Here is a 12,282-nt window from a genome sequence, read left to right as displayed (position 1 = left end):
AAGCTACGCGCCTCTGCTATGATCGGCGACAGGAAATCGTCGGGTCGGGCGGACAAACCTCGTGAGGCCGATCGAAACTCGATACGCGCTCAGTGGCGACGTGCGGATCGCCTATCAGGTGGTCGGCCAGGGATCGCTCGATCTCGTCTTCGTGCCGGGTTTCATTTCCAATCTCGACCTGCACTGGGAAGACGAGGGCTACACCCGGCTGTTGAAGCGGCTTTCCGCGTTCTCGCGGCTGATCCTGTTCGACAAGCGCGGCACCGGTCTGTCCGATCGCGTCGATGCCCACCATCTGCCCAGCCTCGAAACCCGCATGGACGATGTACGCGCGGTGATGGATGCGACCGGCAGCGGCCGCGCCGCCTTGCTCGGCGCTTCGGAAGGCGCGCCGATGGCAATGCTGTTCGCCGCCACCTACCCGGAGCGGACGCGGGCGCTGGCGCTTTATGGCGGCTATGCGCATTTCCACAAATGGGTGATGCCGCCGGAACGCCTTGAGGCGTTCATCGCGACGGCGGAGACCGCATGGGGCACCGGCGCCACCCTGCCGCATTTCGCGCCCGGCCGCGTCGACGATCCGCGTTTCGCCACATGGTGGGCGCGCTTCGAGCGGCTGTCGGCGAGCCCGACCGCGGCAATCGCCCTGGCCCGCATGAATGCAGCTATCGACGTGCGCGGCGTGCTGGCGGCGATCAGCGCACCGACGCTGCTGGTCCATCGCCGCAACGATGCGCGCGTCGACCCGGAGGCCAGCCGCTTCCTGGCAAGGAAGATCCCGAATTCGCGGCTGGTCGAGGTGGCCGGGCGCGACCACCCGATCTGGACCGGCGATGTCGACCGGGTGGCCGATCTGATCGAGGAATTCCTGACCGGAGCGCGCGCCGTTGCCGAGGCCGAGCGCGTGCTGGCTGCACTGCTGGTCACCCGGATCTACGACACGGCGCGGCTTGGCGACCGCATGTGGAGCGAGCGTAGCCAGCGTTTTCAGGAAACATGGCGGCTTACGGTCGGGCGCCATGGCGGCCGGCCGGCCGGCACGCATGGCGAGCTGATGATGGCGCGCTTCGACGGCCCGGCGCGGGCCGTACGCTGCGCGGCGGCCCTGCGCGATGCGGCGCAGGAGATCGGCGTCGCCAGCGCGCAGGGCGTGCATGTCGGCGAGGTCGAGTTGCGCGGACCGCCGACGGGGTTGACGGCGCGCGTGACGATGCAGCTTGCCGCGCATGCCGGGCGCGGCGACATCCTCGCTTCGCGGCTGGTCGCCGACCTCGCCGCCGGTTCAGGCCTTCATTTCAATGACGCCGGGCGCATCGCGCTTGACGAGCTGGATGAGCCGCTGGCGCTGGTGCAGGCGACCTCGGAACAGCATCTGGAGCCGGCCTGCCGGCCGAAGGCTAAGGCTGCCGAGCCGGCCGCACTGACGGCGCGCGAAAGCGAGGTGGTGAACCTCATCGCCGATGGCAAGAGCAATGCCGCGATCGCCGCCGAACTCGGGCTGAGCGAACACACCGTCAAGCGCCACGTCGCCAATATTCTGCTCAAGCTGGACCTGCCGTCGCGGGCGGCGGCGGCGGCGTTCTCGGCCCGGCACGCTGGCCCGCACGGGCCATAGGAGCCATGGCGCTTTCGGGCGAAGCGGCCAGGCATGCGTAAGCGCTATCACTTCGTCCCATGCAGGCCAGGCGGATGTCGCCGGGAAAGGTGCTGCGAAGGGAGGAATAAAATGCTGAAGTCGACACTCAAATCACTGGTGCTGGCGGCAGGCGTTGGCGCGCTGTTGGCGATCGTTCCTGCCAAGGCCGAAGACGCCTCGGCGACGGCTGCCTACAAGGACATCCAGGCAACGCTCGGCTCGGTACCGGACATGTTCAAGACGCTGCCGGACGTCGCCGTTGCCGGCGCCTGGGCCGAGATCAAGGGCGTGCAGCTCAACCCGAACACCGCGCTCGACGGCAAGACCAAGGAATTGATAGGCCTCGCCGTCGCCTCGCAGATCCCCTGCCAGTACTGCATCTATTTCCACACGCAGGCGGCCAAGCTCAATGGCGCCAGCGACGAGGAGATCAAGGAGGCGGTGGCGATGGCGGCGATCGTGCGCCACTGGTCGACGATGCTCAACGGCAGCCAGGTCGATCTCGCCACTTTCAAGAAACAGTCCGACGAGGTGTTCGCGGCCGTCAAGGCGAAGTCGCAGTGAAGAAGCCACTGCCCGGCGGCGAGCGCCGGGCAGTGCATGATCAAGCAACCACCCGATCCGAGAAAACGGGCCTATGGAGGAAAAAATGCTGACCAAGACACAGACGATAGACGGCGCTGCGATCAAGAAGGCGATTGAGGGCCGTGATGGAAAATTGCTGGCGAGCTTCTATGCCGACGACGCATTGGTGCGGGTGATCGACCGCAACAACCCGCCGAGCAAGCCGCGCGAAATCCGCGGGCGCGCTGCGATCACCACGTTCTGGGACGACATCTGCAGCCGGGCGATGACCCACAAGGTCGACACCACCATCGCCGACGGCAACAATCTCGCCTTCACCCAGGCCTGCTCCTATCCGGACGGGACCAAGGTATTCTGCGCGGCGATGCTGGAGCTGAAGAACGGCCAGATCGCACGGCAGACGGTCGTGCAGGCCTGGGACGAATAAGGAGGCGGCGATGTTCAGTGCCAGATGGCAGATCGACGCAAAATTCGGCCACAAGCAGACCGTGCTCGAACTGTTAAAGAATGAGAACGCGAGATCGGCTCGCAGGTCGGTCTCGACGATCTCAAGTTCCAGATCATGACCGGATCGAACGGCGCGCGGGAAGCGACGGTCGGGTCACATCACCAGGTCAAAAGCCTCGCCAGTTGGAGGCGTTCTTCGCCAGGATCGGCAAGATCGCCGCGCACGCCAAATGGGGCAAGGAGATGGAGCCCTATGTCGTGTCGGGCACCAGCCTGTGGAACATCTACCGCATCGTGGAATAGCAGTCCGGCTTACTCCCTTCTCCCCGTCACTTACGGGGAGAAGGTGGCGGCAGCCGGATGAGGGGCAGCGCGACGTCTATAAGTACGGAGAGCGCAAACTTCTATTCGCTCTCGCCGTCCAGCGCGGGCACCGACACGCCGGCAAGCTCCGCCGCCAGCAGCCGCGACGCACCGGCGCGTGCGATCCTCAGCATCAGCGCCTTGCGCGTTGCCGCCGCCATGCGGTGCTCGGGCGCATCGCGCAAAATCTCGGCGCCGTAACCGTCGGAGAGAATGAAGCCGCATTCCTCCGGAAAGATTTCTGAAGGCACGCCGGGATGGGTGGCGAAGAAGAAACGGTCGGAATGCAGCCGGTAGTCCGGCCATTTGCGGTCGACCCTGAAATCCTCGACCGAGGACTTGATCTCGATGATCCAGATGTCGCCGTGGCGGGTCAGCGCCACGAGATCGGCGCGGCGCCCGGTGGCCAGCGACAGTTCGGGCAAAACATGCGCACCCATCTGCCTGAGCAGCCGCTGCACGCCACGCCTGACCAGCATGGCACGCTCCGACTGGCGGCCGTCGATGAGCGGATTGAGGGGTAGAGGTGAGATGATCGGCATGGCGGATACAATGGCAGATTTTGTTCACGGTTTGAACCGGTTTTTGCGGGGCGATTACGCACTTTACAAACACGGCGACGTGCCTGATACTTTGAATCCACAGTAGGAATCCGGGTTATGAGTGTCCTTTTCGAGCCACACTTCCACAACGAAGAAGCTGCTTTCGAACGGCTGGAGACGGGCAAGAAGGCCCGTTAGGCAATGGCTGAGTCACAATGAGCGTCGTGAGCGGTGTGGTGCTTTGTACGTCTTCTGCTGAAGATCTATCGAGCCCGAACGGCCTGCCCATTCTCTTCGAGAGCATACAGGAATGGCTGGCAGAGCGCGCCCCCTTCCAACAACTTAACAGCGTCGAGGATAGCTTTGGCGGCAGCAAGCACCCGCAAATGTTTGTAGCCGGTGGTGGCTTCAACCATTTCCCTGAAGACGATTTTGCGGCCTACGTGATGTTGTTGCCTTGGCAAAACCCAGAAAACGTTGTGCTGGTGATCGACCCCGAAGAAGGGCCTACCCGCGTCTTCAGGCCTTCCTGTTTGTAAAGTACATAATTGCCTTTTGAGAAACGATAAAGGCCCGCCCTTTCACAAGGCGGGCCGCTCGCGTTATGAATGCGTTTCCTACTGGTGAGGGGAGCTATGTTTTCGCGAGGCGTCGCGGTTGATCTAATATTCACCGCTGCAGGCCCGATAGTGGTCGCAGCATAATCAACAAGGTGGCGAAGCATGGTTACTGAGAATGCAAGATTGACGGTCGAGCAGACTAGGCTCAATAGGATGCTCACGCGGGGCGTCGTATTTTCTGTTATTTGGCTAGCCGGTTTCGGGTCTTCTTATGCACTCTACCAAGGGCTTCTGGCGCGAAGGATGATAAAAATGAATCCCGTGCTTCGGGGAAATGGCCGCGCCTGGTGGTGCATCATTGTGGGAGGGCTTGGGGCCGCAGCCTTATGTGCGATAGTTGTCGCCGGCATTTTCAACGCCATGACACAACCCTAGGTCACGCTGTAACACCGCCTGCCGATCGGGTGTTGGGTCATATTGATTTGTAGGTCCCGTTCAATGGGTGCTTCCGGCGTCATCCTCCCATCATTGGCCGTCATTTCCCGCCCGCAAGTCTAAAGCTTGCTGATTCATATCAGAATGCTCCTGTCCCGTCGCCGGGCCGCACCAGATATGGCAACTCAGACTTGCCATTGTCATCGACCCGGCCCTCAGCTAACCGGCATCATGCCCTCCAGGGCAATAATTCTCGTCTTTGCGCAGCGTTCGCGGATGGCTTTGAGGCGGCCGTATTCTGGAGAGTCGTACCATGCCAGGAGGGACGCCATGTCCGGGAATTCGACAATGACGAGGCGATGAGGTTCCCAATCGCCCTCCAGAACTTTGGTGGCTCCGCTGCGAGCGATGTACCTCCCCCCGTAGCGGGCTTCGGTTGCCGGCACGTCCCGGCGGTATTCCTCGAAAACGGCGGCGTCGGTTATGTCTACATCAGCAATGAGATATGCGGCCATTGACCTTACTCCCTGAAAAAAACATTGAAACAGGTCTATTAGCGGCCCCGCAACTAAGCCAGCGGTACTACGCCTCGGAAACGACTCGCGTTCTCCGGGATTGGGGCGCTTAACTGTCTTGGTGGGGGCAGCTCTGGGAGGAGACGAACCATGCCGATGTATCTCACGCGATTCAGCTACAGGCCCGAAACCTGGGCGCGCTTGATGGATAATCCCGAGGATAGACGCGAGGCTGCCCGTTCCTACATCGAGTCGGTCGGCGGAAAGCTGCACGGGTTCTGGTATGCCTTCGGAGAGTACGATGGCTGGAACCTGTGGGAGGCGCCGGACAATGTGTCCATGGCCTCCGTCATGCTCGCCATCGGCGCGGGAGGCGCGCTCAGCTCGTACCAGACCACCGTCCTGTTAAGTGTCGAAGAGACGATGGACGCGCTTGGCAAAGCGAAGTCGATCCGGTACCGCCCGCCGGGATCGTGACCGCCGCCCGCGCTTTGCGGAGTGTCGAAGGCTGGTAACGCTTGCTCGCGAACTGCGCACGTTCCTAAACTTTTGCGCAAAAGAGTCCACTGCGGCTCTTGGCAGCGCCGGCAGCTTGCGCTTTCAATGTCGGCTACGGTGTTTTACGAGGAGCATTAGATGACGGAAGATGACGACCGGAAATCAGCGACGCCGGAGGAAATCCGCCCGGCTATCAGAGGATGGGCGGTGCTTGGGGCAATTATCGTTGCCGTATTTGGTGCGGCCTACGTCATGATCGATAGTTGAATGGCCGACGGTCCTGGTCGCCCCGATGGACTGCCTGAAACGATCGGCACGGCCCTTGGTGCATTGGTGGTGATCGGCACGTTCGGGCTTCTGGCTTGGACCGTGCTTCGCGGCGTCCTTTATTAAACCCGGCCCGTCTGGACTTTCCCCTGCGGCGGCCGCGTCTCAGGCCGATCTCCTGGTAGCAACGGATGGTCTTGGCCGCAGGCCAGAGCGCCGGGCAGCGTCACCGACATTCATGGGTGATTTCTTCGTCTCCTGGTTCTTGTTCTTGGCCCATTGATTTTGCAACATAATCCTGCCGGGGCTGTTGCCGAAATGCCATAGTCGCAGGTTTACCGGCACGCAAGCCCAAGGATATAGGCATCGCCCGCTTGGCAAGCAAAGCAAATGCCAGCATGAATGAAGATGAAAAAAGCGGCCGACTCGAGCCGCTGTTGTTTGGGCAGGCATCGGACCTTTTCATGCGCATGAAGTCACTTGCAATCGTCGCGGCCCTGGCGCTGTCGACGGCTGTCGCCGGTTGCAGCACCATCGGCTCGCAGATCTTCACCAACAACTACGGCGCGGTGACCGACGCCGGCTATCACCTGCCGCGCGTTCCGATCGAAAAGGTGCCGTTCAAATACCGCCGGCAGATCGTCGACTACGACACCAGGGAAAAGCCGGGCACCATTATCGTCGATACGCAGAACAAGTTCCTCTATTTCGTCATGGGCGACGGCGAAGCGATGCGCTACGGCATCGGCGTCGGCCGTGAGGGTTTCGAATGGCACGGCACCGCCCATATCGCGCTGAAGCGCGAATGGCCGACCTGGACACCGCCTTCGCAGATGATCAAGCGGCAGCCGGAGCTGGCCAAGTTTGCCGGTGGCATGGAGCCGGGGTTGAAGAACCCGCTCGGCGCGCGCGCCATGTACCTGTTCAACAAGGGCGGCGACATGGGTTATCGCCTGCATGGCAGCCCGGAATGGAATTCGATAGGCAAGGCGATGTCGTCGGGCTGCATCCGGCTGATGAACCAGGACATTATCGACCTCTACGACCGCACCTCGGTCGGCGCCAAGGTCATTGTGATATAAAACCCTTATACGCGGACCGTCTAGGCAACAACACAGACGTCGCAAACAGAAAACCGGGCACTTTGGCCCGGTTTTTTGTTGTCTATCGACGTTGACGATGGAACGTCGCGTCAGGAGACCTGTTCGACATGCTGCACTTCCGGCACAAAGTGCCGGAGCAGGTTCTGGATGCCGTGCTTCAGCGTCGCCGTCGACGACGGGCAGCCGGCGCAGGCGCCCTTCATGTGCAGGAACACGGTGCCGTTCTCGAAGCCGCGGAAGGTGATGTCGCCGCCGTCCTGGGCCACCGCCGGGCGCACCCGCGTGTCGAGCAGCTCCTTGATGGTGACGACCAGCTCCTCGTCGGCCTTGTCGTAGAATTCGCCGGTCTGGCTGGTCTCGGCGGCGGGGCCGGCCTTGGCCATCACCGGCGCGCCGGACATGAAATGCTCCATGATGGCGCCGAGGATAGCCGGCTTCAGATGCTGCCAGTCGGGGCCGTCCTTGGTCACGGTGATGAAATCATAGCCGAAGAAGACGCCGGTGACGCCGGGGATTTCGAACAGGCGGCCGGCGAGCGGCGAAGCCGTCGCGGCACTGTCGGCATCGCGGAAATCGGCGGTGCCTTCTTGCAGCACTTCCTTGCCGGGCAGGAATTTCAGCGTCGCCGGATTTGGCGTCGACTCGGTCTGGATGAACATGGCCGTCTCCGTGCCCGTTTCGGGCAGCTAGTTTGGAATAATTCTAATTAGGCTTTATCCGCCCGACATTCAAGCGAAAGGCATCGTCGGCGGTAGCGGCAGGCGGAATGTTTTGCTAGTTCGCTGAAACGATTGGAGATGTGTTGAGATTCAGGTCAGGCCGAGCCGGAGTCGAAGACGGGCGCGAAGCGACCAAACTGGGTGGTTTCCGAGAACCGGAGCGGAGCGTACTTTTGGTACGTGAGCACCGGAAGCGCAGGAAGCCGCCATTTGCAGGCCGGCCTCACCTGAATATCAGCACATCTCAGGCGAGGCTGTCGATCTCCTCGTCCGACAGGTTCTGCGGCACCACCGTGACGGGAATCGGAAAGGCGGCGCCCTTGCCGGCGACCGCGCCGACCAACGGCCCAGGCCCTTCCTTGCCGGCGCCTGCCGCCAGCACCAGGATGGCGATGTCCTGGTCTTCCTCGATCAGCTTGTGGATCTCTTCGGTCGGCTTGCCTTCGCGCACCACCAGTTCCGGCTCGATGCCGAGCTTCTGGCGCACCTTGTTGGCGTAGCTGTCCAGTGCGGCACGCGCCGTGGCGGTCGCCTCCTCGCGCATGATCTTCTCGACGCCCAGCCAGTGCTGGAAATCATCCGGCTCGATGACATAGAGCAGCACCAGTACGCCGCCCGTGCTTTGCGCCCGCTTCGAGGCGTAGGCGACGGCGCGCTCGCATTCGGGCGTGTCGTCGATGATCGCCAGGAACTTGCGGCGATGACCGGCTTCGCGGCTGAGGCGTTTGGAGACCATATTCACCCTGTTCGATGGTTTCGGTCGCAATCTGCCACCGCCACAGCCCGCCCGCAAGCGACCGGCGGCTGTGGCAATGCTGGTGCAGCTTAAAGCGCGTCGCGTTCGACCAGCGACGCGCTTCAGGTTCTTGTTTTATGCATATCGTTATCGCAAAACTGCTGCACACTTTTGCGCGACATGCATTAGCCTTGCAGCAGGCCGATAATGTCGCGCACGGTCTTCATGGTCGCTTCGGCCAATGTGCCGGCACGCTCGCTGCCATCCCGCAGCACCGCGTCGACATAGGCGCGGTCACTGGAGATGCGGCGCATCTCGCCGGCGATCGGCGCCAGTTTTTCCACCGCAAGGTCGGCCAGCGCGGGCTTGAACACCGAAAACTGCTGGCCGCCATATTCCTTCAGCACCGCCTCTTTCGAGATTTCGGCGAGGCCGGCATAGATGCCGACGAGGTTTTCCGCTTCCGGCCGGCCGGCAAGCCCGTCCAGTTCGCCGGGCAAAGCCTCCGGGTCGGTCTTGGCCTTGCGGATCTTCTTCGAGATGGCGTCGGCATCGTCGGTCAGGTTGATGCGCGACAGGTCTGACGGATCGGATTTCGACATCTTCTTCGAACCGTCGCGCAGCGACATGATGCGCGCTGCCGGGCCGCCGATGACCGGCTCGGTCAGCGGGAAATAGCCGTTCACCGTCTCTTCGCCGACCTGCATCTCGACGCCGACGCCAAGCGCTGCGATGCGGTCCGAAAAGTCGTTGTTGAATTTCTGCGCGATGTCGCGGGTCAGCTCCAGATGCTGCTTCTGGTCGTCGCCGACCGGCACGTGGGTGGCGCGGTAGACGAGGATGTCGGCGGCCATCAGGGAGGGATAGGCGAGCAGGCCGAGCGAGGCGTTCTCGCGGTCCTTGCCGGCCTTGTCCTTGAACTGCGTCATGCGGTTCATCCAACCGATGCGCGCCACGCAGTTGAAGATCCAGGCAAGCTCGGCGTGCTGCATCACCCGCGACTGGTTGAAGACGATGTGCTTGGTCGGGTCGATGCCGGAGGCGAGAAACGCCGCAGTGATCGAACGCGTCTGGTCCTGAAGATCCTCATAGACGAGCTGTGCGGTCAGCGAATGCAGGTCGACGACGCAATAGATGCAGTCGGAAGTGTCCTGCAGGGCGACGAATTTCTTGATGGCGCCGAGATAATTGCCGAGATGCAGATTGCCGGTTGGCTGGACGCCGGAAAAGACGAGCGGCTTGAAGGCGGGCTGGTTGAGGTCGGTCATAGTGTTTCCCTGGCTTGTGGAGGGCCGTTTCGCGCGCGGCGAAAGTCTTGCGACGGCGCGCTTATGGACGAGAGCGAGGAGGCGATCAAGAGGGGTATTGGCTAGGGCCGCGCAGGGCCTTGGCCGTGGCCGAGCAAGACGCCGCAGAAGGCTGTTTGAAGGGATGGCGCCGACCAGAATCACAAACCCCGCCTTGCGGCGGGGTCGTCGGTGCGAATCAGCACCATACTCAAATTAGTAGCATAGCTGCCGGCACAAAGCAAGAACAAAATAGCTCGCCTCGGCAATCGCTTCGATTTGGCTCAGGGCCACATTGACGGACTGATGTAGGTAGCTACATAATATTTGCTACACAGCGGAAGCAAAACAATGACGATCAACATCAACAACAAGGAAGCGGACAGCCTGACGCGGGCTTTTGCCAGGCTTGAAGGTGTCGGGATCACCGAGGCGATCGTGATCGCCATGCGCGAAGCCTTGGAGCGCCGGCGCAATCGCGAGACGCCGCTGGAGACGGCGGCACGGCTCCGGGCCGAGTTCGGGATTGAGCTGAGCGAGCAGGCGCGCAAGCCGCTGCCGCGCTCGGTCTACGACGAATTGTCCGGCGAAGACTGATGTTCATCGATGCAGCCGCTATCGTTGCAATACTGAGCAACGAGACCGAAGCCCCGCGCTGCGCGCAGGCGGTCATGAAGGCGTCGGCTCCGTTCACGTCGGCGATCGCGGTTTGGGAAGCCGCGATGGCGCTTTCGCGATCGGAAAAGCTAGCCGTCCCGGTCGCCACAAGCTTCAAGATAGTCAGCCGTTTTCTCGAAGAGCGTGGAATCACCTTGCGGGAGCTTCCGCCTGCCTCTGACGCAGCATCTCTGTCAGTCGAGGCTGCGTCGCGGTTTCGCAACAACGCTGGCCGCCTCAACATGGCCGACTGTTTCCACTACGCTTGCGCGCGCTACTACGCCGTTCCGATGCTTTCGACGGCGGACGAATTCCGCTTCACGGATCTGGAGACTGTTGCTTGACCGGCTGGGAGCCCTTGCGCCCGATATTGCGGCGGATCATGCCGAAATCGGCACCGCCGATGGCGAAGGCGGTGACGAAGTAAAGCAGCGCCCCGCCGGCGACGAGCGCTAGCAGCGTTACCGCCTTGATCACCAGCGGCGAGCCGGAGCCGAGACTTGCGGCGAACCAGTGTTCGGCAAAATAGAGCGCCGCGGCCATCACCGCCGCCGACAGCATCAGCCGCGGGATACGTTTCATGAGCGGCACGTCGCGGCCCCAATGGCCGCGCCGGATCAGAACGGCGAGCAGCATCGCCGCATTGACCCAGCCGGCGACAGCGGAGGCAACGGCAATGCCGGGCGCGCCCATGGTCGGAAACAGCGTCAGCGCCGTCGTAATGTTAACCGCCACCGAGATGGCGGCAAAAATCATCGGCGTGCGCGTGTCCTCGCGGGCGAAATAGCCTGGGGTGAACGCCTTGATCAGCACAAAGGCCGGCAGGCCGAGGCCGAAGATCGCCAGGATTGCCGCGACCGTCGGCGTCGAATTGTTGGCGGCAAAGGCGCCGCGCTCATAGACCAGCCGCACGATCGGCTCGGACATGACCAGCAGCGCGGCCGCCGCCGGCAAGGTCATGAAAAGGGTAAACTCGACCGAGCGGTTCTGCAGATTGGCGGCCTCGACCAGATTGCCTGATTTCAGCGCCCGCGACAGTTCCGGCAAAAGCACGATGGCGACGGCGACGCCGACGACGCCCAGCGGCAGCTGGTAGACGCGGTCGGCATAGGCCAGCGACGACACCGCGCTGTCCTGCGCCGACGCGATCGCCGTGCCGATCAGCTGGTTGATCTGAGTGATGCCGCCGGTGATCGCCGCCGGCAGCGCCAGGATCAGCAGCCGCTTGACGTTCGGCGTCATCTTCGGCCGCCGGAAGCCGATCGAAATGCCGGCATGGCGCACCGCCGCCCAGACGATCGCCAGCTGCACCAGGCCGGCCGCCAGCACGCCCCAGGCCAGCCCGAACCCGACGGTGCGGGCGTCCGAACCCTTGTACCAGGCAAAGGCAAGCACGGCGATAAGGATGACGTTGAGGAACACCGGCGCCACCGCAGCGGCGAAATAGCGGCGCAGCGAATTCAGCATGCCGGCCATCATGGCGCCGAGCGACATGCAGATCAGGTAGGGGAACATGACGGTCGCCAGCGCCACCGTCGTCTCGAATTTTCCCGGCGTGTCGGCAAAGCCCGGCGCCACCAGGTAGCGCACGATCAGCGGCATCGCCAGTTCCATGGCGATGGTCAGCGCCAGAAGCGCCGTGAACAAGACGCCGAACACCTCTTCGGAAAAGCGCTTGGCGCCGTCGGTGCCGTGCGTCTCGATCTCCTTGGCGAACAGCGGCACGAAGGCGGCGTTGAAAGCGCCTTCGGCAAACAGCCGGCGAAAGGTGTTGGGGAACTGGAAGGCGGCGTTGAAGGCGTCGGCGATCGGCCCGGTGCCGAGTGCGGCAGCCATCAGCATCTCGCGGCCGAAACCGAGGGCGCGGCTCATCAGCGTGCCGGAAGCGACCGTGGCGAATTTCTTGACAAGGCTCATGCGCTTGAAGACTGCC

At 62.5% G+C, this 12,282-nt stretch carries 16 protein-coding genes; 10 read left to right on the top strand and 6 right to left on the bottom strand.

Going from position 1 to position 12,282, the window contains the following annotated elements:
- The first annotated feature begins 61 nt into the window (after positions 1 to 61).
- From NKJ20_RS06325 to NKJ20_RS06315, 3 genes are all read left to right on the top strand, one after another.
- A complete protein-coding gene (locus tag NKJ20_RS06325; protein WP_352743103.1) occupies positions 62 to 1,615 on the top strand; it encodes an alpha/beta fold hydrolase in 1,554 nt (517 codons plus the stop codon).
- 111 nt (positions 1,616 to 1,726) lie between these two features.
- Positions 1,727 to 2,200 (top strand): carboxymuconolactone decarboxylase family protein, encoded by a 474-nt coding sequence (locus NKJ20_RS06320; RefSeq protein WP_352743101.1) that lies wholly within the window; start codon positions 1,727 to 1,729, stop codon positions 2,198 to 2,200.
- A gap of 85 nt (positions 2,201 to 2,285) precedes the next feature.
- Positions 2,286 to 2,648, top strand: coding sequence for a nuclear transport factor 2 family protein (locus NKJ20_RS06315; protein WP_352448516.1), 363 nt, complete (start codon positions 2,286 to 2,288; stop codon positions 2,646 to 2,648).
- Between the two features lie 424 nt (positions 2,649 to 3,072).
- Here the strand turns inward: NKJ20_RS06315 and NKJ20_RS06310 are convergent, their stop codons facing one another.
- Entirely contained in the window at positions 3,073 to 3,573 is a 501-nt protein-coding gene (locus NKJ20_RS06310; RefSeq protein WP_352743099.1) for an MmcB family DNA repair protein, read from the bottom strand.
- A 215-nt stretch (positions 3,574 to 3,788) separates the two neighbouring features.
- On the opposite strand from NKJ20_RS06310, the gene NKJ20_RS06305 reads away from it, so the two are divergent.
- Complete coding sequence (locus tag NKJ20_RS06305) at positions 3,789 to 4,112, top strand: hypothetical protein (protein WP_352743097.1); 324 nt, start codon at positions 3,789 to 3,791, stop codon at positions 4,110 to 4,112.
- Between the two features lie 671 nt (positions 4,113 to 4,783).
- Here the strand turns inward: NKJ20_RS06305 and NKJ20_RS06300 are convergent.
- On the bottom strand, positions 4,784 to 5,083 hold the full coding sequence (locus NKJ20_RS06300; protein WP_352743096.1) for a DUF1330 domain-containing protein: 300 nt from the start codon (positions 5,081 to 5,083) through the stop codon (positions 4,784 to 4,786).
- A 150-nt stretch (positions 5,084 to 5,233) separates the two neighbouring features.
- Here NKJ20_RS06300 and NKJ20_RS06295 point away from each other — a divergent pair, with 150 nt between their 5' ends.
- The 4 genes from NKJ20_RS06295 (at position 5,234) to NKJ20_RS06280 (ending at position 6,930) form a co-directional block, all read left to right on the top strand.
- Positions 5,234 to 5,560 carry a GYD domain-containing protein gene (locus NKJ20_RS06295; RefSeq protein ID WP_023676390.1) on the top strand — a complete coding sequence of 109 codons (327 nt, stop codon included), beginning with the start codon at positions 5,234 to 5,236 and terminating at the stop codon, positions 5,558 to 5,560.
- Positions 5,561 to 5,719: 159 nt separating this feature from the next.
- Entirely contained in the window at positions 5,720 to 5,848 is a 129-nt protein-coding gene (locus tag NKJ20_RS06290) for a hypothetical protein (protein WP_023676389.1), read from the top strand.
- Positions 5,849 to 5,974 (top strand): hypothetical protein, encoded by a 126-nt coding sequence (locus tag NKJ20_RS06285; protein WP_352743094.1) that lies wholly within the window; start codon positions 5,849 to 5,851, stop codon positions 5,972 to 5,974.
- Positions 5,975 to 6,312: 338 nt separating this feature from the next.
- Complete coding sequence (locus tag NKJ20_RS06280; RefSeq protein ID WP_352448678.1) at positions 6,313 to 6,930, top strand: L,D-transpeptidase; 618 nt, start codon at positions 6,313 to 6,315, stop codon at positions 6,928 to 6,930.
- A 110-nt stretch (positions 6,931 to 7,040) separates the two neighbouring features.
- Here the strand turns inward: NKJ20_RS06280 and NKJ20_RS06275 are convergent, their stop codons facing one another.
- The 3 genes from NKJ20_RS06275 to trpS form a co-directional block, all read right to left on the bottom strand.
- Complete coding sequence (locus tag NKJ20_RS06275) at positions 7,041 to 7,610, bottom strand: NifU family protein (RefSeq protein ID WP_023676386.1); 570 nt, start codon at positions 7,608 to 7,610, stop codon at positions 7,041 to 7,043.
- Between the two features lie 304 nt (positions 7,611 to 7,914).
- The gene (locus NKJ20_RS06270; RefSeq protein ID WP_023717912.1) at positions 7,915 to 8,406 is read right to left on the bottom strand and encodes a universal stress protein; all 492 of its coding nucleotides are present in this window, start codon (positions 8,404 to 8,406) and stop codon (positions 7,915 to 7,917) included.
- 185 nt (positions 8,407 to 8,591) lie between these two features.
- Positions 8,592 to 9,674, bottom strand: a complete 1,083-nt coding sequence (gene trpS / locus NKJ20_RS06265; RefSeq protein WP_352743093.1) for a tryptophan--tRNA ligase — start codon at positions 9,672 to 9,674, stop codon at positions 8,592 to 8,594.
- Between the two features lie 369 nt (positions 9,675 to 10,043).
- Here trpS and NKJ20_RS06260 point away from each other — a divergent pair, with 369 nt between their 5' ends.
- Together NKJ20_RS06260 and NKJ20_RS06255 are read left to right on the top strand one after the other, a co-directional pair.
- A complete protein-coding gene (locus NKJ20_RS06260; protein WP_023676383.1) occupies positions 10,044 to 10,289 on the top strand; it encodes a type II toxin-antitoxin system VapB family antitoxin in 246 nt (81 codons plus the stop codon).
- Positions 10,289 to 10,693, top strand: a complete 405-nt coding sequence (locus NKJ20_RS06255) for a type II toxin-antitoxin system VapC family toxin (RefSeq protein WP_352743092.1) — start codon at positions 10,289 to 10,291, stop codon at positions 10,691 to 10,693. The genes NKJ20_RS06260 and NKJ20_RS06255 overlap by 1 nt, the downstream gene beginning before the upstream one ends.
- Here NKJ20_RS06255 and murJ read toward each other — a convergent pair.
- Complete coding sequence (murJ, locus tag NKJ20_RS06250; protein ID WP_352455042.1) at positions 10,668 to 12,266, bottom strand: murein biosynthesis integral membrane protein MurJ; 1,599 nt, start codon at positions 12,264 to 12,266, stop codon at positions 10,668 to 10,670. The two genes, NKJ20_RS06255 and murJ, sit on opposite strands and share 26 nt — an antisense overlap.
- Between the last annotated feature and the right edge of the window lie 16 nt (positions 12,267 to 12,282).

The sequence above is a fragment of the Mesorhizobium sp. M0185 genome, from assembly GCF_040322175.1.
Lineage (GTDB): Bacteria > Pseudomonadota > Alphaproteobacteria > Rhizobiales > Rhizobiaceae > Mesorhizobium.
Note: the sequence above shows the minus strand (reverse complement) of the source record. Positions and strands in the feature narration are given on the sequence as shown.

What these genes read in the sequence shown, in the direction of transcription:
- NKJ20_RS06320 (WP_352743101.1), top strand. Translation starts at nt 1,727, where the DNA reads ATGCTGAAGTCGACACTCAAATCACTGGTGCTGGCGGCAGGCGTTGGC.
- NKJ20_RS06315 (WP_352448516.1), top strand. Translation starts at nt 2,286, where the DNA reads ATGCTGACCAAGACACAGACGATAGACGGCGCTGCGATCAAGAAGGCG.
- NKJ20_RS06310 (WP_352743099.1), bottom strand. Translation starts at nt 3,573, where the DNA reads ATGCCGATCATCTCACCTCTACCCCTCAATCCGCTCATCGACGGCCGC.
- NKJ20_RS06305 (WP_352743097.1), top strand. Translation starts at nt 3,789, where the DNA reads ATGAGCGTCGTGAGCGGTGTGGTGCTTTGTACGTCTTCTGCTGAAGAT.
- NKJ20_RS06300 (WP_352743096.1), bottom strand. Translation starts at nt 5,083, where the DNA reads ATGGCCGCATATCTCATTGCTGATGTAGACATAACCGACGCCGCCGTT.
- NKJ20_RS06295 (WP_023676390.1), top strand. Translation starts at nt 5,234, where the DNA reads ATGCCGATGTATCTCACGCGATTCAGCTACAGGCCCGAAACCTGGGCG.
- NKJ20_RS06290 (WP_023676389.1), top strand. Translation starts at nt 5,720, where the DNA reads ATGACGGAAGATGACGACCGGAAATCAGCGACGCCGGAGGAAATCCGC.
- NKJ20_RS06285 (WP_352743094.1), top strand. Translation starts at nt 5,849, where the DNA reads ATGGCCGACGGTCCTGGTCGCCCCGATGGACTGCCTGAAACGATCGGC.
- NKJ20_RS06280 (WP_352448678.1), top strand. Translation starts at nt 6,313, where the DNA reads ATGCGCATGAAGTCACTTGCAATCGTCGCGGCCCTGGCGCTGTCGACG.
- NKJ20_RS06275 (WP_023676386.1), bottom strand. Translation starts at nt 7,610, where the DNA reads ATGTTCATCCAGACCGAGTCGACGCCAAATCCGGCGACGCTGAAATTC.
- NKJ20_RS06270 (WP_023717912.1), bottom strand. Translation starts at nt 8,406, where the DNA reads ATGGTCTCCAAACGCCTCAGCCGCGAAGCCGGTCATCGCCGCAAGTTC.
- trpS (WP_352743093.1), bottom strand. Translation starts at nt 9,674, where the DNA reads ATGACCGACCTCAACCAGCCCGCCTTCAAGCCGCTCGTCTTTTCCGGC.
- NKJ20_RS06260 (WP_023676383.1), top strand. Translation starts at nt 10,044, where the DNA reads ATGACGATCAACATCAACAACAAGGAAGCGGACAGCCTGACGCGGGCT.
- NKJ20_RS06255 (WP_352743092.1), top strand. Translation starts at nt 10,289, where the DNA reads ATGTTCATCGATGCAGCCGCTATCGTTGCAATACTGAGCAACGAGACC.
- murJ (WP_352455042.1), bottom strand. Translation starts at nt 12,266, where the DNA reads ATGAGCCTTGTCAAGAAATTCGCCACGGTCGCTTCCGGCACGCTGATG.